Below are 26,351 nucleotides of genomic sequence, written 5' to 3'. Positions count from 1 at the left end.
TAAATGACCTTACTCAAGAATATTTGACTAACATTTCAAACCTCCAGCCTTGTGGGTCATAGCTGAGAGTGTGCTACTTTGCCACAAACGTCTATAAAGGTAAGCTAAACGAGAAGCCCTTCGGATTAGTTATTAATGAGAGCAGCTTAGCTTTTGCCCAATGCGTACATCAAGTTTACGCATCTCGCGTGTAATTTTGGGGCTTCCGTAACAACCGTCATGGCGATGGAAAATATTAGTTATCAGGGCGAGGTGTTCAGCATCTTCTTGTTCACGAAGGCTCGGACCGCGCCGTCGCCAAGAATTGAATCCATCTCGACTGACATCATAAAGGCGGCACATCAGTGATATAGAGTGCTTATCACGATTCAGTTCGATGAACTCGAAGATTTCCCTTTTTGTTGCAAAGAGTGCTGGATGGCTTTTTTTAAAAGAGTGTGCTCCTCCTGAAGGAGATTGTGTTCACGCTCTAGCTTACGCAAGCGCTTTAGTTCCGCTTTAAGCTCTGGATCGATCTGAATATCTTTTTTCTTAGGCATGAGTTGGCCTCGGCGCATTTTCATACGCCAAAGGTAAAGCATAACCTCATGAATATCGAGCGCTTCAGTAACGTCTTTATCTAGCACTCCGGGAATCTCGGTTAAAGCAACTGCGGTTGCCTTAAAATCATCATCGTAGAAATTGTAATGTTTGCGTCTGGCCATTTAGCACCTCCACATAGTTAAGTGAAGGTGTGTGCATTATCGGGTTAGGTTCCGGTAGGTACATAGCCTAAAATAGCTTGCTCTTGGGTTATAACAGGAATGGTATCCGCCACATAGGTATTACCATGGCTTTACAACAACGAAACCAATAACCTATTCAAGACCGAATTATTCTACAAGGCTTCTAAGCGCATTACTTCGACGACCTAAGTTTTAGAACAGGCACTTGACACAGAAAAAACAGATACATTAAAAGGTGGCCCATCTAGCCTCAAGACTAAAGCACTTACTTTCTATGCAAAGGTATACTTAAAAAGATAAAAATAGAACACTCGCAAATTTCTATAGCGAAAACACAAACATCAACAACATGCACCAGCCTACACGCGATCAACCAGACACTGCCCGCTCAGACGGGGACTATGCTGCGAGCTCTTGATTTAAGCCCTCCAGTTTTATTTCCGCGAATCAAGGGCAAGCTCCTTCGAAGCGCTACGCGCCCTTGACTCACAAAAACAAAAGAAAGAATGGTTGACCATAAATTACAAGCACTAAATTATTCGCCGCTTCAGAACCAATCGAGCATTGCATGTAAGATTAGTTTTGGGCTAAAGAAAATAATATATAGGGTACTCACAAGCTCACCTAATAAAGAAACGTTACACTAAATCGTAATATCAAAAATCAACTTCACTATTTTTAGATAGAAATGCCAACCATTACTACCAAAAGACATATAGGCTATTTCACCCTGCAATTTTTAAAACACTACCTTCTTGAGAAACAAACAAAACCAGGCGAAAGTAATTGCCGCCCAACCATATGAAATGTGAGACCCGCACCGGGACTCTTTAAGCTATGGAAGGTTCAACCTAGCCCTAGTTTTGTTATTCAAGATCTCTACCCCCTTGATCTGTAGGCTCAACGCTATTGCTAAGCATTCGACCTTTTGAATCATATTTGTAAGTGCTTATCGACGTATCTGTTGTGACTTTTTCAGGTAGGTTTAAGGTTGGATGCCACTCAGTTTCTATTATATTTTCCTCTGTCGTTCCGACAGCCTGTATTTTTTTAACTTGAAGCCCTCTTTCATTGTATAAGTAAGTTGTTACGTATCCTCGACTATCTGTTACTTTTGATAACCTACCATTTTCAGTATATTTGTAACTTGTATTCGACTCTAAGCAATTACTCGTTTCCTGCCCTACTATTGACTCAATACGTCTAGACAATAAACCTGTCGTGTAATGATAAACCGTTGTCTTACCCAGCGAATTCGTTACATTTACTTTTGGATTTATTGCGTCGTCAAAGTCTGCATATTCAATATCCACTCGCTGTTGTCCATCACCAAGATAGGATGAAACGGCCCTTCCCTTCGCATCATAAATCCAGCTTGAACGTTTTTTACCAGCGAGTGTAGCTCGTGCCGTGAGCGCGCTGGGAAAGCGTGTATCCTCGTATAGATAGCGAACACCGTCCTCCCCATTACTTACCGTCGATAGATTACTTAAATCATCATAGGTATAAAAAATTTCCTTATCCGAGGATTTTATTTTTTCTATTAAATATTTATCGTTATATTCAAAAATCAAAACATCTTCGCCATTCCTTTCAATAGCTTCGATATAACCTAGAGAATCCCTCTTAATACTATATTTTGTGCCGCCACTATATAAAACCGATGAAATCAAACCATCCTGAAACTGAACAATATTGTTTTCCTCATCAATAAACATCCAACCATGCTCATTTTTTTTTAAGACAACAGGCTGCCCAGATTGAGGCTCGTAAACATCATCATCCCAAATGAAAACATAGGTATTCCCATTGGGAACCGTAACTGTTTTTATACTTTCACGCTCGCTGCTTGGCAACGAAGCTACAGAAATACCAAAATCTGATTTAATTAAAAACCTTGCGACAACGTCCCCACTTTTCAAAATTTCACACTGTCTATCCCCAATTAAACGAGAGGATGTTCCAACCGCCAAACTCCCCCCCAGATACTCCCAACGTGTATGAAACAACCACCCCAAATTACACGCTTCCTCGGGACTATTATACCTTTCATTCACTGGCGGAGCAGTTGAAAGAGTACCGCCGCTCAACAGCCTAACACTTTCAGCTTGATGTAAAGGAACTATCCCATCGAGACTGTAATCAAAAGAATGCCTCCAATTTAGACCAATTGCTCTACCTGGGTAATCGCTTGAGGAACTATAAAACCTCGAAAACTGGAATGTTTGACTCGAAAAATCAAGTTCTTCTTGAACCTTATAACCAGAATTCAAATTGATTGGGTTTCCCGCAACAGGGCATGTTGGAAAGTAGGATTGGGCACCCGACAAATAAAACATGGGGTGCGCAGCCATTAAAAAATGCGCATCATGCGTATCCACATCTGGAGATTGTACCCATCCAGCCTGCACAACATTTGCTGGCCCAAAGCATACAGGCTCCACACCGGGCACAAATGTTTTACATCTTTGCACTGCCTCTTCTCTACTGTTGTACCATTCATAGTAGATAGTATATGACGGTGACGGATCATTAACCGTGTAAGAAAAACACTTAGTGCTAGTAATAGCTAAAACCCACACCGCTTTACAAATATTTCTCCACATGATTGCTTCTCTAAATTATCGATTATTCTATATAGTACAGTAGAGTTTTTATCTAGACCAGATTATAAAATAGGGACAACTAAGTGGGTGTCCTTATTATTTTTTCAATAAAAACCAATTCATTCTTTATTTATGATTGGAAATTAGCGCATCAAGAGTGTGTTTTGCATTATCAAGCGAATTTGGAGTAATACTATTGCTTTTCAAGGCCTCTTGAAGGTACGAAATAGCGCGCTTCTCATCCTTTCCAGAAAACCCATCAAGAAGGTATATCTTTGCGAGCTCATAGAGTGCATCACCATCGTCAAAAGAGGAGGATTTTACATACCACGTAATCGCATCTTCGACCCTGCCCATTTTCAAAAAAAGATCACCCAAATTTGATAATGACGCAATTTCGTCCCCAGATGCCGCCTTACTATACCAAAATATAGCTAATTCATAATTTGATTCAACATAATAGCCACACTCGTAAAACACACCCAGATTATTTTGTGAGCTTGGGTGCCCCTTCTCTGCTCCCAACTTAAACTTACTATAGGCCTCTTTTAAAAGGCCACGATCCCAGTCTTCGCAAGCCAGAGAGAATAAGTGATCTAAATCTTTCATAAAAACACTCCAGCATCAATTAACATTGAGGCCCCTGGGGCTGAGGACATGCGAAAGGGTTATTTGCCATAGGTCCACCGTAGATACACTGATTTTGTATTATGTCCCATATAATAATTGGGACAGCCCAAGGTACCTTAGGACCTGGAAAGCCAGCGGGCTTTGGTTTAATAATATTTTTACCTGTCTGAGGGTGCTTATAAATGACCTTATTTGGATCTGTCGGGTGTGGTTTATAATGTTTGAAAGGATTCTTAGACCCAGATGCTTTACCTGTAAAGCCTCGCTCTCCTTTCCCCCCTCCACCTTTCTTTGCCAAGCCATATGGATCATACCAACCTACTGGGTTTTGCCCTACATAACCATACAAATGATTTAGAGACTCGTTTGCAAAACCAGTTTCCTCGACAACCCCAACCTGAATAGCAACTTTTAATGCTGGATCACTATAGTCACGTAAGATACCAATCGGATCACTCTGAATATACCTACCCAAACTCGGGTCATAAGTCCGATAGTAGTTATAATTCATCCCCGTTTCCTCATCAAAGTACTGCCCAGGAAAACGAGTATTTAATTCAACTAACTGACCATCACCATCGGGATCCTCATTTATATCAACCTCACCAAATGGTGTTTGACTTTCTACCTGCCAAACTACCGTTTGGTTTTCATCGGTCAGTACTTGTGGCGTACCTAAGTGATCACTGTGTACAAACAACAATTTGCTTTCAGCACATAATGACGCAGAGAAAAACACAGACAGTATTAACAACATATATTTATTCATCATTAATTCCCCTGTGTATTAACTTCAAGATTATCAAAATACGCTTTTTGCTCGGCCCAAATATATGGCGCGACAGTTCCATGATTCAAGCTGTCATCAACTCCGCTATACCAAAGTTCACCATCAAGGTGAACCTCAATAACATTACCAATTGCGCTGACTTCAAGTGCGTATTCCTGATCAATAACATAATTCACCGTGTCGGAGTGCAGTGTCGTCACTACACCATCCACCATTTTTATCAGCTTTCTGTAAGAGCGCTGAGCATCCATTACAAAACGATAATAATTATGCTGATCTTGCAATCTAAACGACAAACCTAAACCGTCGTCATCACTTGAGCGCAAGGTCACACTCGCACGATAATCCATCCAAGCTAGGCCAGTCTTGTAATAGATAAAGCTGCCGTTTTCCATATTACTGAGATCATGAATATTGGAGTTTTGAACTAGCTCACCAGCCTCTACGGTCCAAACTGATGGGCCACCTGTTACCCCCAAATCAACAATCGACCATGACTCTAATGACTCAGCCATATCAAAACCTTCTTGCAACAAGCTCATATTAGATGCGGCATTAACTCTGATAAACAGCTCTGTTTCCGCTTTACCAAAACGACTATCCACAATACTTGCCGTAATCGTATGCAAACCAGAACTTAAGTCGGCCACCTGAAGAGCGGTACCATTACCTAAATCACCGTCAACGCTTGAAGCCCAACGAATACGCGAGCTGAGATCCCCGTCTTCAGCATCACTGGCTGTCGCTGCAAAATGTGCTGTTTCACCTAAGGTAATATTTGTACTGTGATCTCCAATGGACATCACCGGTAAAGTATTTTCTATATTGGCATTCACCACTTTGAGGTCATCAAAGTAAGCATTCTGCGCACCCCAGACAAAGAGTGATACCGTACCTTGAGATAAAGCGTCATCGGTACCTTTATACCAGCGTTCACCATCTATTTTTATTTCGATCTGATCTCCGATCGCGCTGATTTTTAGGTCATAGTCTTGATCAATCACATATTTAATTGTGTCAGAATGCAAGATGGTTTTTTCACCATTTTGTACTCGTATCAACTTACGTAGAGTACGCTCATGATCCATAAAAAATCGATAATAATTATCTTTATTTTGCGCTCTAAAAGATAAGCCCAAGCCATCATTATCAGAAGAGCGTAAGCTCACACTCGCAGTGTAATTTGTCCATTCGCTACCTGGTTCATAATATATATAACTACCCGCCTCCGCATCATGCCACTTAAAGATATTGGAGCTCTGAACCAGCTCTTCATTTTCAACCGCCCAAACTGAAGGGCCTTGATTATCACCAATATCGACAATCGCCCACGAATCCAGCGCACTTGCATCATCAAAACTTGTTTGCAATAAAACATCTTCAGCGTAGATGTAAATATCTAAAACAACCGTCTGATATTGTTGATTGCTGTCTTGCACTTGAGCCTGAATCTGATGAGCACCAACAGATAGATTTGAGATTATCAACGGAGAACCTTCACCAAGAAAACCATCAATAGAAGATGACCACTGAACGCTTGAAGGAGACGGTATTGTATCTAACGGTAGAGTTAAGGTAACGTCATCACCAACTAATGAACGCCCTCCAACAACAGAGGTACTAGCAGGAAGTAATGGAAGCACAGGCTCTTGCGCCTCAGTTAAATACGCGACCAGCTGATCATTCAGATAAATATACTCTTCAACAAAGGTGCCCGTTTCATCACTAACTGCGATTAGTTGCCCTTGGCTGTTATAGTGAAAATAACGAACACTAGAACCCTGTGATTTTAATACACGCTGCCCCAAATAATTATGCCTGTAGTGTATTTCCTGCCCTTCAATACTGACCGATTCTGGGCGATTATCCACACCATAAACCCAGCTCATCACTTGCTGCGATAGATCATCTATTAAATTACCATTGGCATCGTAAAATAAATCTCTAGAGCCACCTTCGGTATTCACCTTCTGCAAGCGATTAGAATCAGCTGCATACACATAATTTTCAGTATCGGTTGAATCTTTAGTAATACTACGACTTAAGCGATTACCAACTTGGTCATAGATATAATCTACGTCCCCATAGGCTCCACTCGCGCTTTTAACTTGATCAAGAACCGTATAGTCAAAACGTTGCGAGGTTTGTATACGCTCATTGTTATCTAACTCTGTAATATTGTTATTTGTATCGTAACCGTACTCAAGGTCCAATACATTCAACGACCCCGAGGCTGCCAAAGCAGTAAGACGATAATCCAAATCATAGTTAGCTGAGTGAACAACACCATTGCCATAGGTCCAGCTACTTACAGGACCAAAGGGTAAATATTGAATTTGTGCAACAATGCCCTGTTCACTGCCGCCTTCTGCCTGAGTGTATAAAGCCTGCACTCGCCCAAGTTCATCATACTCATAACGAACTAAGCGCCCACTTGGATAACGTGTACTCTCAAGAAGACCTGCAGGAGAATAGGTATTAGAAATGCTGAACGGATTACCATTTATTTGGTAATCTCGGTTTGTAACTTGTCCAAGAGCATCATAACGATAACGGGTATAACCACTACCATCATTTACCTCAGCCAATTTTCCTCGGCCAAAATTAGAACCCGCTTCAAAGTCGTCATAACGATAGTTAATATTTAAGCTCGGTGCATTGGCATAGTTAATACCCGTTAATCTATTCAGAGCATCGTAGCTATAGCTAACTTGAACACCATTAGCATCAGACTGATTAATGAGATTACTTGCATCATCATAGACATAATCCGAAACCCCTGTATCAGGGCTGCTTAGCTTAATTAAGTTACCTAGGTAATCGTATTCATAGCTTGTTACATTACCTCGCTGATCCGTAACGGAGGTAATTTGATCAGAACTGTTGTAAGACAATGAAATAGGGTTGCCCGCTCTATCAATGCTTTGCTCAATTCGATTTAACGCATCGTAATTATTTGTATTTAAGTTAGCAAAAGAATCGTAGGATTCAATAAGGTTGTCATTAGCATCGTACTTATAGCTGCTACTCTGCCCATCATTACCTTGAGCCTCCATTAGGCGGCTTAATTCGTCATATTTATTCAGCTCCTGCATAACAAGCGAGCCATCAGCAGCATACACCTTAACGCTCAACACATTACCTGCAGCATCAAGGCTATATTCCATTCGTTCATTTAATGAGTTTACAACAGCGGTTAAACGGTTAGCTGCATCGTACTCCAAAGTAAAAACCCCAGAAGTAGCTGTAGTCACTTGCACTAAATTACCAACACCGTCGTACACTCGGCTTTCAGACACAGTTTGTGGTGACGATTCAATATGTGTGCTTTCTAACCAACCTCTTATATGGTAACCATAGCGAGTTGTAACGCCATTTTCATCAACAACTACACTAGGGTTTCCATAAGCATCGTACTCTTGAATCTGCACCTCGTGCCCAAGCGCATTAGTAGCTTTGGTTAACAAGTAATTATCATTGTATTCAAAAGTACTAACATCATTCACATCAACACGAGGACCATCAACAGAGGTTACTTGACCCGCATCATTGTAAGTATAACTCGTCGTTGTCTGATTCGCCCAAGCTCCATGTGACACACCAGTAACGGCCAGAACAGCACCATAAATAAAGTGCATTTGTTTAGACATAATCGTCACCCCTAATAAAGTCCATCTAATTTTCACCATGTTAATTTTTTATAGAAAATAGCTCAATTCAAAAAACTTTTAACGAGCCAATTCTGTTCTATTCAAAAGGCGGCCTGAATCATCATAACTAAAACTAATAACTCGATTTGACTCTACTATTCTGAGAGGGAGATAAGAAGTTTGATCCCATTCTGTAGAAATGATTCGCTCTTCGGGGCTACCTTTAGTCTCGACCCTTTTAACCTCTAAACCGTTCAAATCATAATCATAGTCAGTGATTTCGCCTGAAAAATTAGTAAGCTCATCTACAAAACCATTAGCATCGTATGTATATGATCGACTCCCACCAACACAACTATCTGTTGCTATTCCCTCAACCTTTGACAAACGCAAAGCGCCGTTTATATTAGAGAATTCGTATTTTGTTTTTTTTCCTAATGAGTTGGTATGAGTAACAACATTGCCAGAATACATCATCGTTTCACGGTCAGTATTTAGAGCATGATAACTAAGCACAACACGTCCTAATTGATCATATTCCCAGAATGCGTAAGGAACACCATTCAACCAACGTTCTGATAACAGCGAAGAATCTTCAGATACATACTTATAAATTTCATATGAACTATCTTCCCTAGAAAGTTTAGTCAACGTGCCATTACTGGCCCACTCATAATTTATGGAAATATCACTCGATAAAGCGGAAATTACGCGCCCAAAATCATCACGAAGCAACAGGATTGACAGCTCCCCTTTTTTTATTTCCATTTGTTTACCAGACCTACTAATAACTACATTAGCAGCGACCCCATCCTCTACTATTCGCTTTAGATAACCAGCCTCTACATCAAATACCTTTGTTATTTTCCCCGTTTTAAAAAAGAGTTCTCCCTCCTCTTGATTAATACTTGAGCAAATACCTCCAACTACTGAAAAACAACCAGGAGCAACTTCTCTATAGGGAAATTCTTCCCCCCCCCTTTGAATAAACATAAACCTCGGTGTCATCTAGTGTTAATACTGCTCCCCCTTGTTTTAACTGTATTAGAGATTCATCAAAACCAAAAGACCAAACACCCTCTCCCCCATACTGTCGATAACTACGCAACAACCTTAATCCTTGTAGTTGAATATCTACAAAATCTTCAGTTTTTCGGCCAGTACTCACCTCAATTGGATTCGACACTTGAGGACATTGAGAGGGATATTTAACACACATGGATGTCTGCTTATCAAAAACAAATCCATACGGACAAGACTCCCCCTCACGAGTAACACTAACGCTTCCCTTAAAGTCTCCATGCGGACGCTCTAAATCATAACTACATATATAGTTACTATCTGACTGATAAGTTACTTTGAAATTCGATAATTTATCATCTGGACTTGAATAGTAGCTTTGGTACCAACTAAAAAAAGACTGACACGCTTGATAAGCAGTCGAATATTTACCAGGAAAACTCCACTGTATTACAAAATCATATGCATAAGAAGAAGGTGGAAACATAGAAAATGCAACCAAGACAACTCCTGTAACGACCTTTTTATAATAACAACCAAACATAGATACTCCTTACTATAAAGAAAACTGGCTACTCTCCCCGCCCCAAAGAAGAGTAAAACCCTCAGATAAGAGAACATATCTAGACAATATTAAATAATTATTGAAACTATTTAGAAGCGTCGATAGAAGACTATAGATAGAATGGTGCGCTTCCCACGCTAATAACATCCATCAATTAGAACTAGAAGACAAATCATACAGATATAAAAAAATCAGTAAATAACCAATTAACCGCCCCTTTTAACTTACTAACCCCGACAATGCAACTACAAAAACCACTTCCAACTCAAAGTGTCAAGCGCCAAAAAAAGCATATTCACACAAATTTGATTTATTTAGTTTTTTAAAGTCAATTCTTAAAAGTATTTTCACTAGCAACAAAACCAAACAAGGAAACACGTCCCCCAAAGCAGCTTGCCAATACCCCGCCACTGCCACAAAATGACCTATTAATTCAGTTACTTATAAAGGACTTACCATGTTCTCACGGATTGGCGCCGCAGTTGGTACTGTAGTTATTGCCGCAGGTGCCACTTGGTACCTTAACCCATTTCAAAACCAGCCTGGTAATGATGCCCTACTTAGCCAAGTTCCCGCTGATACGGTCTATTTCTTTGGTACCTCAGGCAACCACGAGCTTGCCAAGCTGATGCAGAACTACCCTATCAACATCACCAGCAAGTTCGCTACCAACCGCACGTCCTTGATCATCATAAGTAAAACGAGCATAAAGCGAACGAGATGATTCGTTTATGTCTTTTTGATCATAAATTTCCGTCAACAAGGTTTTGTAATCACTGTTCTGGTAGGAGAATTCACGATGTCCTGCACGCTTACCAACATAAGGGTGGCTTATTAAATCCAACACATAATACCCTTGGTTAAAACCAAGAACCTTAGCACCCCACTCAAGGTCAACCGCCTTACCAGTATTATCTTGAACCTTCACTAAAAATGATGATTTCGTCCAAGCTGAACTTGGCGCCAGACCAGAAGGGTTAGTAATGTAGTGCTCATAACTGAGCTCAATGCTTCCACCATCGCTATGCCGTATTTCACTTAAAGCCCCAAAATCCCCCTCATAAACCAGCTCATGAAATCTTCCCGAATTAGAATCAATCACTCGCTCTAATTCACCTAGTCGATTAAAAAGATACTGTTTATCTTCACGCCTATCGGTAATACGCCACTTATCATCTTCCGCCTGGATGCTTAACCAAGGATAAACCTGCGAGCTCGAATTCAGATGTGTAAACACAATTTTTTTTAAATCACCACGATGCCAATAAATAGCTCCACCACTAATCACCAACCAACTGGCATAATTATGCCTCCAATAGCTATAAGCGTAGCGTGAACTAAAAGCATAGCGCTCAGTGTAGGCATACTCTGTTGTTCCAGCGGTCTTATGTGGCCTATGCAAAAAAGACTGGTTAGGAGCCCTATAAGTTAAAGCATAAGCCATTTGCGCTTGGTCAAAAGCAGGGACCGTATCAGCAACATAGGTTCGACCAACACCTAGACCAACATGCCCTCGTCCAAGTTGGTATTTATTACCCAATAACTCAAGCCCTGTATGACTCCTATAATGCATCGTTAGCTCAATAGGAAATACATTGCCCACACCTATTAAAGGCTCATCACGATACTTATCACCCTCAATAAAATCTATTGGGTTTACGCTAGTTGTACACGCTGTATTTTGTGCCTGAGTAAATGAACAACTTGCCGTAGACGGATCCCATGCTTGCCCAACGAAACATGTAGCCGAGCAGGTACCCGAACCCACACCATTAGACGTATAACCAAGAGGGCATACAGGCTCTGTTAAAAGACCAGAAACATACCCATTCGTACTCTGCCACTCCCCATCATCACGATAGCAAGTAAAAACATAGTATCTTGTCTCAGGATGTATCGAGGTACAGTCACACGAACTCCCGTCATCAGAAAGGCCTGCACGACGCTCTGCACTGGAATCACATAAGCCATTTAACGAAGGGAATACTTGATTACCAAACTCCTTGTTGTAATACCAATCTACGGCCAATAAGTCCGAAGATACTAAAAGTAATAAAAAAAACAAAAAACGTATGACAAGAATACCAACAAATAAAAACAAAAAACTACCAGCACTACAAAGTGCTACTTACCTGCTCTCTATACCTACAGATCTAGACAAAACCTAGTTTGTTAATAAGCTTTCCTTTGAAACAAGCCGACCGTCTTCATCATAATGAAACACAAGGGTGCGTTCAGGCTCAATTACCTTAGTTATACGGTTTAAACTTGGATGCCACTCGGTGGTGATCGTGCGCTCAAGCACGGTGCCAACCGCTTCAGTACGTGATATCTCTACACCTCTGTCGTGGTCATACTCGTAGTTTGTAATCTGGCCATTGTGGGCTTTCTGACTCACAAAGCCTTTTGCATCATAAGTAAGCGTAAAATCACTTTGCTGACAAGCCGCTGTCGGTTCGCCCGTTACGCTTTTTAGGCGTACAACGTCGTTTAGCTCTTCAAAAACATAAGATGTTTCTTTGCCTAAAGCGTTGGTTACTATTCTATTAAACTCATCGGTATAGGCAACACGAATAGCGTCAGCTCCACCAGCCAATGCGCTGTAAGTAGCGCGACCAAGATCATCATACTCAAAATGTGCATACAGCCTTTTAGAGCTTTCATCTGATGTACTTTGGTCATATATATGAGTGAGAGCTGTCGCGAAATTGTCATCTCTATACTCGTAGATACGCTTAGCTGAAACCTGATTTATATAAGGAACACTGATACTGGTAATAAGCTTAGTTTTTTGCATGCTTCCTAAGTGTGTTTTATCCCAGCTAATATCCACTTTACGACCAAAGCTATCAGTCAGCATGATAGGGAAATACACCTGCGCGCTTGTCAGCCAAGAAAACTCCGAAGGTTCGGCATCATAAGAATCATAGCTAAACTCAATATAGCTACCATTAGAGTGGGTTACTCTGTCAATATCGTAGCTGCTCCCCGTCTGCGCATTGTAGCTTCGCTCGACGTAAGTTAGCACATGAGCGGCACCCGCTTTTTGATCTTGAACCTCTTGCAATCGACCTCGCTCATCAAAAAAATACTCTCTCAAGTTTCTTGCGTCACTCACTTTATAAGAAAAGCCACTCACATTTTTTGTCAGCGTGTAGTTAACATCTGAAATAGAGCTCTGATCAAGAGCAGAAAATAGCAGAGGGTCCCCCTGAGGCATATAAAATTTATAGACCCCCTCCTCTTCTCTCAACCAGTATGAATAATTATGACGCCAATACTGATGCTGTATTAGCCTTGTGTCTAAGCCATCAGGTGAAGGAAGAACCCAACTGTTATTTGACATATACGCTTTAGCAGTAATTTTCTGAGCCACACCTAATACTTTTATAGCCTGGGGGCGAACTCCCCTTAACACATCAGCAAGAGGAAGGTTCACACCACTTCCACGCTCTAAGCCCTTATTACTTGTGTAATGAAAAACCAAGTCAATTGGAAAATACGAACCTATTGATATAACACTCTTACTTCTGTATTTATCACCATCAATGAAGTCAATAGGATTAGAGGAAACTGAAAGACAGCTATTCTTTTGCTGCTGGTCATAACAATTAAGCCCTACAATACACTGTTTAACACACTGTTCTTCATTACCTGGATCCGAAATATATCCATAAGGGCAGATCTTCTCATCTTGACAGCCACCTGGTTCAGCCGGATAAGTAGCACCAGATATAGGGGTACGCCCAGCATAACAACCACCTCGGGAGATAAATACCTGATTAAATATCTCAGTAGTATTACCATCAAGCGTCCCACTAGTTTTGATAATACAGGGAGAAGACTCTTTTAACCGAGGCGGAATATTTTCATCAGGAGCTCGATCAATAGCAGACGAAAGATGCGGGTTAGAGACCGCATGACTCGATTCAATCAAAGAGCGATAAGATTCGCAGGCAGCGTGTGCTGATGGAAACTTTTCTGGGCTACCGTTAGAGGGCATTATTATGTAATAACTTGTAGAAGCGAGGCAGTTCGCCCCCAAAGCAAAGAACAGTATCAGTGCGAATAGCTGAAATAAACTTTTACACATACAAAAAACCTTCTAAAAACCAAAAGTAATTACTTTGCTTTCTCAGCCCCCTAACGACAATATATCAAACCGTGTTAAACAAGTATTCAATGACTTATAAACCCAAAGAAAACCGCGCATCCCACGCTAACAACACTAAGACCAAGATGAGAAAAAATAATACAATATATCACATCAAAGTACCGATTTATCTAGGCTTTAACTTGTGAAATAACAACAGATGTTACAACAGACACACCTTTATTTTTAATCCTTGCCAAAGAAAGCCGTTCTTTGAAAAAATATACGTAACAAACTTGATTAATTCAGCTTTTTTATTAAGCTCAAGCACTCAAAACAACACTCCCCCCAACAGAGCCAAACCAAGAAATCCCGCTTAACACCAAAGCAGCTTGCCAATACCCCGCCACTGCCACAAAATGACCTATTAATTCAGTTACTTATAAAGGACTTACCATGTTCTCACGGATTGGCGCCGCAGTTGGTGCTGTAGTTATTGCCGCAGGTGCCACTTGGTACCTTAACCCATTTCAAAACCAGTCTGGTAATGATGCCCTACTTAGCCAAGTTCCCGCTGATACGGTCTATTTCTTTGGTACCTCAGGCAACCACGAGCTTGCCAAGCTGATGCAGAACTACCCAGTTGGCATGGGCACGCCTTCGCAACAAGCCACGATGGACTCTATCGAAGATATGGGGGCCGACAACCCAGCGATTGCGTTTTTCTTTGAGCTGTTTTTAAAACCCAGCCTTAGCAGTACAACAGCTGGCGAGCTAATCAATAAATACGGTTTGGCCGCAGGTGGGCCTGGTGTATTTTATAGCCACGGCATTGTGCCCGTTATGCGCGCCAAGCTTGCCGATGCTTTAGTTTTTGATCAACTTGTGGAAGCTGCAGCCCAAAAGAGTACTTGGACCTATACAACAGAAACCTTTGAAGGGCTTACTCTTAAACGTTGGCAGCTTAGTGAATTAGATGATGAAACTAGTTTCGACTTTGTTATCGCTCGTGATGACAACTTCGCCACACTTACCCTATTAAATAAAAACGATGACCCAGCCACAGTCAAAGAGCGCCTTGGCCTTAGCAGCCCGAAAAATAATCTCGCCTCTAGCGGCGCGATTAGCGCCATGCGAGAAAAATATGGCTTTCAACCCTATATGGATGGCTATATCCATTTTGAAAACCTAACAAAGCAGCTTCTCGATTTAAACAACAGTGACCTTGGCCGCGATATGGTGCGCTACCTTCCCGCTGATAGCGTAGCCAAGCTGGAGAGCCTAAACGACGAAGCGCTTAAGGCCGACATTCTTAGCATTGCCAATGCTGTACCGCGCTGGGTATTTGGTTACAAAAAGCTAGAAGTAAAAGGCAATACCATGCTGATGGACTTCGACGCTATTCTCGAAATTAACAACACGGTAGTGACCGATGAACTCGTCAAACTGCGCGGCCACTTACCCAAGCACGTGCTTTCTGTAAGCAATAAGCTCTTTAGCTTTGGCGCTGCGGTAGACAGCTCTAACCTAGTACTCAGTTTAACGAATTTATGGGGCGCTTTTGTGCAGGCCGATTTTAAATCGGATGCCTTTAAACAAGCTCAAGAACAGGCCAAACAAGGCAACCCTGCCATGCTTGGCATGTTCATGGGCATGGTGCAAGGAGTTAAAGGTGCAGGGTTGTCGGTATTTGATGTTGAGCTAGACGCTGAATTCAACCCAAGTAAAGTCGATGCGCTGTTTAGTGTGGCCGCTGAACAACCAAGCACTACCGCTGAAATGGCAAAAATGCTGCCACCACTTGCAAACTTAGAACTGCCCGACGATGGCACCGCCGTACCTGTGGTATTACCCATGGTGCCAGCCGAGCTTGAGCTTAAAGCGGCTATTAAAGGTAAACATATAGCTGTATTTATTGGTGATAAAGCAAGCGCCGAAGCTGAAAAGCTCAGTAACGAAGCACTTGAAGCCAACGGCCTGATCGCCACCGGCTTTAACTACCGTAAACTCAGCACAGTCATGGATGCTCTGCCTATAAGCGTGACCGGCGCCCAAAGCTGTGCCGCCAAGCAAGAACTACGTGAGTTTATGCGCCAAATGCAAATGGACTTTATGCTGAATTACGACACTGGCCCAAATGGCCTTGTAATGGGCCTAAGCGGCAGTGTTGAAGCTCTAGAGACAGCCAAGCTGAATGTTGGTGGAAACTATAAAATTGAATACTTAAACGATGATTGCGAATGGGAATATACCGGCATGGAAGTCATCAACAGCGATGGCAGCGGTAGCTATACAGAAAAGGATGAAAAAAATAGCTGTGAGCTCTACAACACAAAATACACATGGGAGCAGCAAAACACTAAATTAAGCTTTAAATTCTTTGATACAAAAACACGTTTAACTTGCGACGAAGAACTTAAAGTAGAAAAAGACCAAGCTGACCGTTGTTATATGCTCAATGTAGAAGACCAAAGCTTCCAGTGCTTGTTTAGTGCAGGCACTGAAGAAGCCTTTATCTATCGTTATAACAAGATCTGATTTAGGGCACGATACCTTGGGGCAGAGTAAGTACCCTCCCCCAAGGTATAATTCAAACATATGAAAATAATTAAAGTACTTAGCTTAGCTCTGCCTCTACCGTTAATGCCAACAGCAGCTCTGGCGTCAATGACACCCATTTCAGGAAGTTTTAGCAATACGGAAAAAGTGCTAGAAAAACACTCAGGATTAAAAGAACACTTACACTCAAAAACAGCACAAAGAATCAATTTACTTGTGACTGTTAACGATGAAGGGCAGCAGTTTTTTATTCAATGTTTCAGGGGTGGTAAAGCTGGCTTTGGGGTAATAACAAACTTTAAAGACAGAAAGATCAGCAGGGAAGAAATAAACGCAGGGCCAGAATGCCCCGCAAGTAAACTAAGAGTTCTATTAGATTACGAAGAAGCCATCATCAGCTTCGGTAACGACTCCCTAATTTTAATGCGTGGCGCCATAGACGTACCAATAGAAGATTAAGAAGTGGCTTAGAATATACATGACCTTAACTTGGAAAAAACACACCGCTCTCTCCCCGTCCGAAGTATCAGCTCCCGATTCACGTAAATATCATGTCTATCGCTCTGAATGCCACAGCACTGATGATGCCAGCCTTAAAACCGCCGTAACACAGTGCATTGATAAGTCGGTCTCTTATCTGAGTGAGAATATTGATGAACAATCTCAGTATTATTTGTGCGAGTGGAATCTTATTCATCCGACCCTGACTATTGTTGTTACGGATGACAAAAAAGAAAACGACGGACCCATTGTCATTAAGTGTTACTTTAATGGCTTAGATGAACTCGCACATGCAGATGAACACGCCGATAATATACGTTTCTTGATCAGTAACTATTTAACAACCTGCTCAGGTTTTATGCGTTATTCATTGATCGCCGTGTTTAATACTGGCGAGCGCAGTGATTGTTCGCTTCTATAATGGCGATACAAACGGAAAAACAAAAGCAGCCAATGGGCTAAGCAAGGAAGACTATGAAAGATAAACTATGGGAAGTCGATTTTGAAGGCCACAAAATCAAAGCCATCAACAAGGTATCGTTATTCCCGCCTCGCACGAGTGAGGCGCTTGAGATAGATGGCGAACTTGTGGAGCACGTTAAAGGCAGCATGTACCGCATGTGCTCTAACATCAGTGTCAATCACACCCTCTCGGGTAAAGAGAGAAACATTGAAGTGAGGATGGCACAAAAAACGGGGCGCCTTGGTACTGGCTGCCAAATATTTATAGATGGCACCTTAATTGGCGGTGATAACGCCATCCGATATCCTGACCCAGAAAAAACTCAAAAGAAATTCGAAAAAGGCTTTATCCATCACCTGCTCAGCACAGGCTTGTTACACTATGGCCTGCCCTACGCATGCATGATGACAGTAATAAACTTAGCCAGCATGGGGCATAACTCGATCAGCATAATGATGCTTTTGTTTATCTTCTATGCGGTATTTTTTGGCTCTATGATGTCTTACTTTTCATGGCAGTCGATTAAAGGTGTGGTTTCAACAGCTCATGCTAAAAATACAAGAGATAACTCACGCACCTAAATTTAAAACAACGAGTTAAACCGCTGGATATATTTATACTACCTAAAGGAAGCAAGCTATGCCTGTATTAGCCATCATAGAAACCAATATATCCGACCCTTCCTGGTTAGAGGCCTATACCGAGCAAGTCACACCTATGCTTGCCGAGATTGGCGCTAGATACCTAACTCGAACTGACGATATTGAACTGATTGAGGGGGATAATAAGCCTCAGTTCTCAGTTGTCGTAGAATTCCCATCTAAAGAGGTGGCTTTAGCGTTTTACAACTCAGAAGAATACCTGCCTTATCGCACAGCAAGGCTAAATGGCTCTAGCAGTAAATTCCTACTTGTAGGCGTAGAAAACGGCACAGAATAACAGCCACCTTTATAATAAAACCCAGCCACGTTAATAGCTCGCCCCAGCCACTACAGCTCCTGCTTCAATACATAACGCAAAGAGCTTAAAGCCTTGGCCCAGCGCTTGGGCAGTTCGTCGTAGTCGAGGGCATCCAGTAGGTTTTTGATATTTAAACCTAAAGCGGTATCCCCCTCTATCAACAGCTCACGTTCAAAGAACAAGGTGTCTGGGTCTACACTTTGGCTCATCAGTTTTAAGAAACCGACACTGGTGGCGCTGATACAGACATCCGAGTCAGCTTGATTCAAGACACATAGACGCGCTCCATCAAAGCTCAGCACCCAACTTAAGTTACTGTGTTCTAGGCGAATAGCGCAGCTCTTCTCTTGCAAGAAGTCGAGCTCACCATCATCAATCAGCGTGATTAAGGCATCGTTAAGCAGGCTTTCGATCAGTTTTTTTTGCACAGGAAACGGGGCCGCATGCAATACACTTAAGGCAGGTTTACTGGCGCGCTGTAAAGGCTTTATCTTTTTAGCAAAGCGCATGAGTTTATCGGCAATGGTATTGACTGGGGCCTTTTTAACGCCTTCACTTGGCTTTGTAGCTAGACCATTGCCCATCTTAGCTTCGTCGCTGTTGATTGTTTGCGCTGCACTCACCTTTTATCCCCCTCTGACTACTTGCTTTAAATACTCAGTCTAACGAGAGCAGGCTTGCTTAGCTTGATAAGCGTCAACAAGCGTCGGCGCCAGCCGATTAGACTGCTGCGATTCTTAACACAAATGGGAAGCCCTATGGAGCTTGTCTGCCCAGCTGGCAGCCTCAATGCCTTTAAAGCTGCTGCTGAAAACGGTGCCGATGCGGTGTATATCGGCTTTAAAGACGAAACCAATGCCCGCCATTTTGAAGGCCTGAACTTTAATGACCGAGCTGCAGCCAAAGCCTTAAGTGTGGCTCGTGATCGCGGGGTAAAGCTGTATGTGGCTATTAATACCTACGCCAACTTTAGCAACTTTGGCCAGTGGCAATACAGTGTTGATCAGGCGGTTGCCCTAGGGGCTGATGCCATTATTGCGGCCGACCCCGCCGTACTTAAATACTGCAGTGAACGTCACCCAGAGCAAAATCTCCACCTAAGTGTTCAGGCCTCGGCTACCAATGCCGGCGCCCTACAGTTTTACAAACGACACTTTGATATAAAACGTGCTGTGTTACCACGAGTGCTATCGTTGCGCCAAGTAAAAGCGCTGTGCCGTACAAGCCCAGTCGATTTAGAAGTATTCGCCTTTGGTAGTTTGTGCGTCATGGCCGAGGGCCGCTGTTATTTAAGTTCATATATGTGTGGTGAATCGCCCAATACAGCCGGTGCCTGTTCTCCAGCTAAATATGTTCAGTGGGAAAAAAACGGCAGCCAGCTTGAGTCTCGTTTAAACAATGTGCTTATCGATTCTTATAGCCCCGAAGAAAAAGCCGGTTACCCAACCCTGTGTAAAGGCCGCTTTGATGCAGATGACAAACGCTTCCACGCCCTTGAAGAGCCAACCAGTTTAAACACCTTAGACCTTATTCCACGCTTACATGAAGCCGGTGTGAAAGCCTTAAAAATAGAAGGTCGCCAACGCAGCCCTGCTTATGTTGCCAAAGTAGTGTCGGTTTGGCGCGAAGCCTTAGACCGCTATAAAAATCAGCCCGATGCATTTACGGTTGATGAACATTGGTCCAAAGAACTAAGCGCTCTTTCTGAAGGCGCTCAAACCACTATTGGCGCTTACGAGAGAGCTTGGCAATGAAACTAACCCTAGCCCCTATTCCTTTTTATTGGCCTAAAGCCCAAGTCATCGAGTTTTACAAACAGGCCGCCTTGTGGCCGGTTGAACGAATAATTGTCGGTGAAACGGTTTGTTCTAAACGGCGTGAACTTAGCAGCCAAGACTGGTTAGAAATAGCTCAAGAGCTCCAAGCTGCGGGCAAGGAAGTTGTACTGAGCTCCTTAGCTTTAATTGAGTCTGAATCCGAATTTAACAGCATTAAAAAACTTTGTGATGCAGGTTTTGAAGTAGAAGCCAATGACCTTGGCGCAGCCGAGATTTTCCACCAAGCGGGCCTCAGCTTCTCTGGCGGCCACTTTCTTAATATTTATAATATTGAGTGCTTAAAGATATTAAGAGAAGACGGCTTACAGCGCTGGACCTTACCTGTGGAGCTAGGTAAAAAAGAACTGATACCTTTCTTAAACGTCATTCAAGAAGAAAAATTAGATATAAAAACAGAAGTATTTGCCCACGGTTATTTGCCTCTGGCCCTATCGGCACGCTGCTTTACAGCCCGCGCTTTAGATAAGCCTAAAGACCGCTGTGAAAAAATATGCCTGAATTACCCCGAGGGTATTGCAGTTGACAGCCAAGAAGGCCAGAGGCTTTTTACTATTAATGGCATTCAAACCCTATCAGGTACCGTGATGGACTTAGTCTCAGAAGTTGAAGAGATGAAAAGCCTCGGTGTCGATGCCATTCGCCTAAGTCCAAGCCGTTTTGATATGGAAGCCGTACTTCACAGTTATCGCCAAGCAATAGACGGCAATAGCACTAAAAGCATTATTCGCGATCACTGCAACGGTTATTGGTATGGCAGCGAAGGCATGAAACGAGTTGAAGATCAGCTTGAAGTGTTGATGTAAAAATCATGGGGGCTGCTGTTTGCCCCATGAGAGCGTAGACTCTTTGTCATATCGCTGGCCTAACTTAAAACAAAAATTAGGCCGGACTTTTGTAGAGCCAAACTAAGCGGGCTCTAGCTCTTTCATTGCCTCTAACATAGGTATCGTTAAGCTTATATACGCTGCCGTCCAAGCGTCCTTTGCTTCTTCACTCCATGCATCACCAAGCCCCTGCTCCAAAGTCCACAATAGAGCCTCCGCTACAGGCTGAAAATGCTCTTCTTTAACACCGTAACTGGCATGCCCTCTGCCAAGGTTTTGCAAAGCGGGGAGTAAGCTATCTATATCATTTAAGCCCTTTACTGCCACGCCCAGTATGCTCATCAATTTTTTACCCTGCTCAGCGATATCTGCTTTAAACATGGGTTTTACTTCAGGGGCAATTTCAAACAAACGCGTGTAGAAAATTTGCGCCGCCTGATCAGCTATAGGCTCCACACTAGAAAAGTTGCTTTGCACAAGCGCAATTTGCTCTGGACTCATAATCGATCTCACTAATTTGAATTTATTGATACACAGATTCAGATCAGCAAAAACCAAACCAAGCTTATAGGCAGCAAGTACAGCCCCCAAATAAAGCGAATACGCGGCCCACTTAAACAAAAGAGCGATTAGCCAAACAAAACAATGCACAAATCATGTGCAGAACACCAAGGGCTAGCTTTAAAATGCCACAACACAGTCTTAAACTGGCTAGCTAACCACTCCATACAGGCCATTGAGAATGGATGCTCCATGGGCCAGCCCCATTCTGTTCCAGGCCTAAACCATCACCTATTTCCATTCAAAGATAAGATTTAAAAACACCTTGAATTAACGATGGTTAACAGTCAATACGATGGAATAGATAGCGCCATAGGAATAAACAAGCCAAACAGAGCAGCTTTAAAGGCAAGGCTAAGACCCTTGCTCTCAAAAAACCATCAATCCAAGCTTTTAGAAAAGCGCTTCGCTGCGACAATCAAACCAAGCGTAAAGATAAACATCAGTGCGAGTGCGTCATGTACAAGTGACTGCACTTCTGCCCCACGTAATACCGTTGCTCGGATCATACGCATAAAATGGGTAGCCGGAAGCACTTCTGCAATATATTGCGCAGCCTTAGGCATGGCTTCAAACGGAAACATAAAACCGCTTAAGAGTATCGAGGGCAATAAGATAAACACCGTCATTTGCATTGCTTGTAGCTGGGTTTTGGCGATGGTTGAAATAATTAAGCCCAGAACCAAACTTGCGGCAATAAAGAGCAAGGTCGCCGCATAAATATGAAACAAAGAGCCTGCAATAGGCACATCCATTAATACATGCCCTAAGAACAAAATCAGTGTTGCCTGAAATAAACCGATAAAAATAAAGGGGATTATTTTTCCGAGCATCAGCTCTATGGGTTTAATCGGTGTGACAATCAGCAGCTCTAAATTACCCCGCTCGCGTTCACGCACAATAGCAGTGGCGGTAAACATAACCATGGTCATGGTTAAAATAACCGCAATTAAGCCCGGAACAATATTAACGGCCGAACGACGTGTAGGGTTAAAAAATAACGCCACCTCGAAGGTCGGTGTTTGTTTGCCTTGCTCTAAAGCCGGATCGTAAAACAATTGCTGCATAGGCATAGAGCGCAAAGCTAAGATTGCCGAACCTAATACCGTATCTGAACCATCCACCATCCATTGAGCCAGTACTTCGTTTTCAACAATGCGCTGACTTAAATCACGAGGAAATACCAAAGCCGCCCTTACCTCGCCGTTAACAATGGCATTTTGGGCTTCTTTTGGGGTTTCATAATAATGGGTGACTTGCACGACCTGTGTAGCCACCACGGCTTGTTCGATAATCTGTGCGGCTTTGCTATTGCTTAAATTCACCACCCCCACAGGAATATTGCGCACATCGGTATTAATGGCATAACCAAATAGCAGGAGTTGAATAAAAGGAATCATCACCACCATGCCAAAGGTCATTTTATCGCGGCTTAGCTGCGCCATTTCCTTTTTAACAATGGCGACAATACGCTGCAAGCTTAAGATCATTGTCGCTCTCCTTTAGTGACCGAAACAAACACATCCTCAAGACTTGGCCGCGCTAGCTGGGCATCGATATCACCGTGGGCATGCAAGCTTGCCAATACGGAATCGGCTTGACCGGGTTCCAACAACACCCGCAAAGCTGCACCGGCTTGGCTGACGCTTTTTACCGAACTAAGTTTACGTAACTGTTGCTTGAGATCGGCTAGACGCTCGGCACGAACCTCAAGCACTCTTCCCTCTAACTGCTCGACTAAACGCGCAGGTGAGCCCTCTATACGTAATTGCCCCGCTTCTAATACGGCAAGGCGATGGCAGCGCTCGGCCTCATCCATATAGTGGGTTGCCACCAAGATGGTGGTGCCACTATCGGCAATCTCAAACAGTTTTTCCCAAAATGCGCGGCGGTTTTCAGGGTCAACCGATGCCGTAGGTTCATCTAAAAATAAGACTTCAGGCTTATGTACGGTTGCAGCCGCTAAAGCGAGACGCTGTTTTTGGCCGCCACTCATATTACCAGCACGCCTTGAGGCTAAATCACCAAGGGAAAATTGCTCTAAGAGCTCGCTTATTCGTGCCGCTAAACTCTTTTTGCCAAGGCCGTAAATATCACCCACAAACGTCAAATTCTCTTCAACGCTTAATTCATCGTATAAAGAAAACTTTTGTGTCATATAGCCTATACGCATACGCAAGGCTTCGGCTTCTTTGGGCAAGCTCATGCCCAGTACATTAACCTGACCGCAACTGGGGCTTAACAAGCCACAAAGCATGCGAATAGTCGTGGTTTTACCGCAACCATTGGGGCCAAGAAAGCCAAAAATACTGCCTTTGGGTATAGCAAGGTTTAAACCATCAACAGCGTTAAAGTCAGCAAAACGTTTACCTAGGCCCGAGGCCAAGATGGCCAAATGTTCATCCGCCACCTTGCTGTTTGTTTTATCACTTGGCTTATCGCTTGTTTTATTACTTGGCATAACAGCACCTTTTGCTAATGGCCTAAGGCGCTGGCATATCAATTTCAACAGGGAGCCCGCTGGCAAGGTCTTTATATTCGAGCAAATCAAACTTGGCGATATACACCAAACGCGCTCTATCGCTTTCATTTAATGCGTAATACGGCGTAAAAGAAGGCTCAGAAGAAACCCAGCGTAAGCGCACTTGGATAGGCTGTTCAATACCATCGACGTGCATGTTACGAATATCACCCACTTTGAGTTGTGAGCGCCACGGCTCAGGCACATAAACACGGCCATAAGGTGAATCATCGGCCAAGATAACGGCCACCGTTGAACCACTGAGTACCCGCTCGCCTCGATGCCAAGGTAGGCTATCTAAGCGGCCATCGCGGCTGGCAACAATGCTGAGCTCATCGAGTTTAATTTGCTCTAATTCGAGCATGGCTTTAGCCGCACTCACCGCTGCTTCGGCCTGATCAAGCTCTTCTTTACGAGTGCCATTTGTGAGCACCAATAAATGCTGCTCGGCGCTTTTTAATAGCGAAGCACTTGAGTCACGCTGAGCGATGGCTTGGTCTAATTCGGCTTGGGTATTCAGTTTCTTTGCCCGCAACTCATGGGCGCGCTTATAGGTTTTTTCAGCCACCGTCAGCGCCGCTTGGGCGTTGCTAACATCGGCTCGGGCAGCGTTAATGTCTTCAACACGGGCACCGTTGCGCAACTCATCCCACTTGGCATCGGCTTGTTGTAAATCGGCCTGAGCCTTAGCCACTATGGCTTTTTGACGCCTATCATCAAGCTGAAGCAGTAATTGGCCCTCTTTAACCATGCTGCCTTCTTGTATCGGCTGTTGCATGATAATTTCAGAGGCGGTGGCTTTTAATAATATGCGGTCACGCTCCAAAGTACCCAGAGCAGATGACGCATCGTTTTTACACGCCGCCAAAAGAACACACAGAGAAAGAATAATAAGGCGAAACATGCGCCCTCCTTGGATGCAAGCTAACTGTCATTGTGTATAGGCCTTTTTCGCAGGTAAACATTCACTAGAAAAAGAGCTATTAGAAGATGAAATAAACCGGCAACATAGCAGTTGCGCGTAAAATACAACAGTACTTAAACAACAAACGGGAACAGGAACTGAAACAAAAATAAAGCCGACATAAATGGGCTAATACTTTTTGTAGAACACAGAACGGCGCTTAAGACTCTTCGTCCTCTAACAACATATCGCGCTCTTGTTTATATTCCTGATAGCTTTTTTCAGTACGGGCAATACATTCATCGTAGGTCGAATAAGGCTCATCGACACACTTAGAACGCTCATTGCTCTGCCCAGCACTATACAGCTGCTGATTTGAACAGCCGCTCACAATAAAGCACACACATAGAAAACCACATAATAAACGCAGCCTAGTTCCTTCTAACATAATAAGTACCCTCCAGCTAATAAGCCGATCAAGCTATGTATTTGGCAGCTAGTCTAACTGAGTTAATGGCATTGAATCTAGACATGCCTTAAATAGAAGACAATACAGGGGAATCGCCGTTTAATATCCTGCCCTAGAACTAAAAAAGGGTAAACAAAGAGCGCTAACATCACGGCGCCCTTTGCTTACCCTTTTTACAGCTTACATAATCAACAAAAGCCTATCATTACTTATAAAACCAATTCAGAGAACGGAACTCTTGGCTTTACTTCAGCTTCAGAGCTGCTTGTGGAAGCGCTAGGCATAGCTCCTTCGTCATTGGCCGGCGCAACATCATCGCTATTAGCAAGATACACCTTTCTTAAACTGTCATTAACACGCGTTTGCCAGCCTTTACCTGAGTCTCGTAGCACTTCGACCAAATCGGCATCTAGGCGAATGGTGATTGACTTCTTAAGTGCACGCTTTTGCTTACCTCTAACCTTTCGAATAATGTTCATCATTTAAACTCCGCATAAGTTGAGTAAATCCATCTACAGGTTGAAATACGAAAAACTCGTCGTCGAAGACATGTTGAATTTCGTACAGTTTTGCAAGTGAGGCATTTTGCTTGTGATCCGAAACCAAGCTCCGGATTCCTGCTAGTGCAACTTCTGGGATTTCATCCATCCACTGCAGCTCCGGGAACTCAAT

The 26,351-nt window shown here is 42.9% G+C and carries 24 protein-coding genes; 7 read left to right on the top strand and 17 right to left on the bottom strand.

Annotated elements, in window-relative coordinates:
• Positions 1–132: 132 nt before the first annotated feature.
• From AB1S55_RS11355 to AB1S55_RS11310, 10 genes are all read right to left on the bottom strand, one after another.
• A complete protein-coding gene (locus tag AB1S55_RS11355; RefSeq protein WP_370978294.1) occupies positions 133–342 on the bottom strand; it encodes an IS3 family transposase in 210 nt (69 codons plus the stop codon).
• A 26-nt stretch (positions 343–368) separates the two neighbouring features.
• Positions 369–704 (bottom strand): transposase, encoded by a 336-nt coding sequence (locus tag AB1S55_RS11350; protein ID WP_370978293.1) that lies wholly within the window; start codon positions 702–704, stop codon positions 369–371.
• Positions 705–1,591: 887 nt separating this feature from the next.
• A complete protein-coding gene (locus AB1S55_RS11345) occupies positions 1,592–3,331 on the bottom strand; it encodes a DUF6531 domain-containing protein (protein ID WP_370978292.1) in 1,740 nt (579 codons plus the stop codon).
• A gap of 126 nt (positions 3,332–3,457) precedes the next feature.
• On the bottom strand, positions 3,458–3,940 hold the full coding sequence (locus AB1S55_RS11340; protein ID WP_370978291.1) for a tetratricopeptide repeat protein: 483 nt from the start codon (positions 3,938–3,940) through the stop codon (positions 3,458–3,460).
• 19 nt (positions 3,941–3,959) lie between these two features.
• Entirely contained in the window at positions 3,960–4,718 is a 759-nt protein-coding gene (locus tag AB1S55_RS11335; RefSeq protein ID WP_370978289.1) for an RHS repeat domain-containing protein, read from the bottom strand.
• Positions 4,719–4,732: 14 nt separating this feature from the next.
• Complete coding sequence (locus tag AB1S55_RS11330) at positions 4,733–8,401, bottom strand: hypothetical protein (RefSeq protein ID WP_370978288.1); 3,669 nt, start codon at positions 8,399–8,401, stop codon at positions 4,733–4,735.
• A gap of 78 nt (positions 8,402–8,479) precedes the next feature.
• Complete coding sequence (locus AB1S55_RS11325) at positions 8,480–9,394, bottom strand: hypothetical protein (protein WP_370978286.1); 915 nt, start codon at positions 9,392–9,394, stop codon at positions 8,480–8,482.
• A complete protein-coding gene (locus AB1S55_RS11320) occupies positions 9,357–9,965 on the bottom strand; it encodes a hypothetical protein (RefSeq protein WP_370978285.1) in 609 nt (202 codons plus the stop codon). Before AB1S55_RS11320 ends, AB1S55_RS11325 begins: the two co-directional genes overlap by 38 nt.
• Before the next feature lie 622 nt (positions 9,966–10,587).
• Positions 10,588–12,087 carry a hypothetical protein gene (locus AB1S55_RS11315; protein WP_370978283.1) on the bottom strand — a complete coding sequence of 500 codons (1,500 nt, stop codon included), beginning with the start codon at positions 12,085–12,087 and terminating at the stop codon, positions 10,588–10,590.
• A gap of 63 nt (positions 12,088–12,150) precedes the next feature.
• Positions 12,151–14,079 (bottom strand): RHS repeat domain-containing protein, encoded by a 1,929-nt coding sequence (locus AB1S55_RS11310; protein WP_370978282.1) that lies wholly within the window; start codon positions 14,077–14,079, stop codon positions 12,151–12,153.
• 456 nt (positions 14,080–14,535) lie between these two features.
• Here AB1S55_RS11310 and AB1S55_RS11305 point away from each other — a divergent pair, with 456 nt between their 5' ends.
• From AB1S55_RS11305 to AB1S55_RS11285, 5 genes are read left to right on the top strand one after another with little or no spacing between them, the layout of a single operon-like run.
• A complete protein-coding gene (locus tag AB1S55_RS11305; protein WP_370978281.1) occupies positions 14,536–16,617 on the top strand; it encodes a hypothetical protein in 2,082 nt (693 codons plus the stop codon).
• A gap of 60 nt (positions 16,618–16,677) precedes the next feature.
• Positions 16,678–17,097 (top strand): hypothetical protein, encoded by a 420-nt coding sequence (locus AB1S55_RS11300; RefSeq protein ID WP_370978280.1) that lies wholly within the window; start codon positions 16,678–16,680, stop codon positions 17,095–17,097.
• Positions 17,098–17,116: 19 nt separating this feature from the next.
• Positions 17,117–17,560 carry a hypothetical protein gene (locus AB1S55_RS11295; RefSeq protein ID WP_370978278.1) on the top strand — a complete coding sequence of 148 codons (444 nt, stop codon included), beginning with the start codon at positions 17,117–17,119 and terminating at the stop codon, positions 17,558–17,560.
• 53 nt (positions 17,561–17,613) lie between these two features.
• Positions 17,614–18,183, top strand: coding sequence for a hypothetical protein (locus AB1S55_RS11290; RefSeq protein ID WP_370978277.1), 570 nt, complete (start codon positions 17,614–17,616; stop codon positions 18,181–18,183).
• A 58-nt stretch (positions 18,184–18,241) separates the two neighbouring features.
• Positions 18,242–18,541 (top strand): DUF1330 domain-containing protein, encoded by a 300-nt coding sequence (locus AB1S55_RS11285; protein WP_370978275.1) that lies wholly within the window; start codon positions 18,242–18,244, stop codon positions 18,539–18,541.
• Between the two features lie 50 nt (positions 18,542–18,591).
• On the opposite strand, the gene AB1S55_RS11280 is transcribed toward AB1S55_RS11285, so the two are convergent.
• Positions 18,592–19,185: an SCP2 domain-containing protein gene (locus AB1S55_RS11280; protein WP_370978274.1), complete on the bottom strand. Its 594-nt coding sequence runs from the start codon at positions 19,183–19,185 to the stop codon at positions 18,592–18,594.
• Positions 19,186–19,320: 135 nt separating this feature from the next.
• Between AB1S55_RS11280 and AB1S55_RS11275 the strand changes: the two genes are divergently transcribed.
• Entirely contained in the window at positions 19,321–20,316 is a 996-nt protein-coding gene (locus tag AB1S55_RS11275) for a peptidase U32 family protein (protein ID WP_370978272.1), read from the top strand.
• Positions 20,313–21,203 carry a U32 family peptidase gene (locus AB1S55_RS11270; protein ID WP_370978271.1) on the top strand — a complete coding sequence of 297 codons (891 nt, stop codon included), beginning with the start codon at positions 20,313–20,315 and terminating at the stop codon, positions 21,201–21,203. The genes AB1S55_RS11275 and AB1S55_RS11270 overlap by 4 nt, the downstream gene beginning before the upstream one ends.
• Before the next feature lie 102 nt (positions 21,204–21,305).
• On the opposite strand, the gene AB1S55_RS11265 is transcribed toward AB1S55_RS11270, so the two are convergent.
• The 6 genes from AB1S55_RS11265 to AB1S55_RS11240 all read right to left on the bottom strand — a co-directional run bounded on the left by AB1S55_RS11265 (position 21,306) and on the right by AB1S55_RS11240 (position 26,161).
• A complete protein-coding gene (locus tag AB1S55_RS11265) occupies positions 21,306–21,725 on the bottom strand; it encodes a globin family protein (protein WP_370978269.1) in 420 nt (139 codons plus the stop codon).
• A 440-nt stretch (positions 21,726–22,165) separates the two neighbouring features.
• Positions 22,166–23,275: an ABC transporter permease gene (locus AB1S55_RS11260; RefSeq protein ID WP_370978268.1), complete on the bottom strand. Its 1,110-nt coding sequence runs from the start codon at positions 23,273–23,275 to the stop codon at positions 22,166–22,168.
• A complete protein-coding gene (locus AB1S55_RS11255; RefSeq protein WP_370978267.1) occupies positions 23,272–24,246 on the bottom strand; it encodes an ATP-binding cassette domain-containing protein in 975 nt (324 codons plus the stop codon). Before AB1S55_RS11255 ends, AB1S55_RS11260 begins: the two co-directional genes overlap by 4 nt.
• A gap of 22 nt (positions 24,247–24,268) precedes the next feature.
• Positions 24,269–25,210 (bottom strand): HlyD family secretion protein, encoded by a 942-nt coding sequence (locus AB1S55_RS11250; RefSeq protein ID WP_370978266.1) that lies wholly within the window; start codon positions 25,208–25,210, stop codon positions 24,269–24,271.
• 220 nt (positions 25,211–25,430) lie between these two features.
• Positions 25,431–25,658 (bottom strand): hypothetical protein, encoded by a 228-nt coding sequence (locus tag AB1S55_RS11245; RefSeq protein ID WP_370978265.1) that lies wholly within the window; start codon positions 25,656–25,658, stop codon positions 25,431–25,433.
• A 230-nt stretch (positions 25,659–25,888) separates the two neighbouring features.
• Positions 25,889–26,161 carry a BrnA antitoxin family protein gene (locus tag AB1S55_RS11240; protein ID WP_370978263.1) on the bottom strand — a complete coding sequence of 91 codons (273 nt, stop codon included), beginning with the start codon at positions 26,159–26,161 and terminating at the stop codon, positions 25,889–25,891.
• Positions 26,162–26,351: the final 190 nt, after the last annotated feature.

It is taken from the genome of Agaribacterium sp. ZY112 (assembly GCF_041346925.1).
GTDB lineage: Bacteria > Pseudomonadota > Gammaproteobacteria > Pseudomonadales > Cellvibrionaceae > Agaribacterium.
Note: the sequence above shows the minus strand (reverse complement) of the source record. Positions and strands in the feature narration are given on the sequence as shown.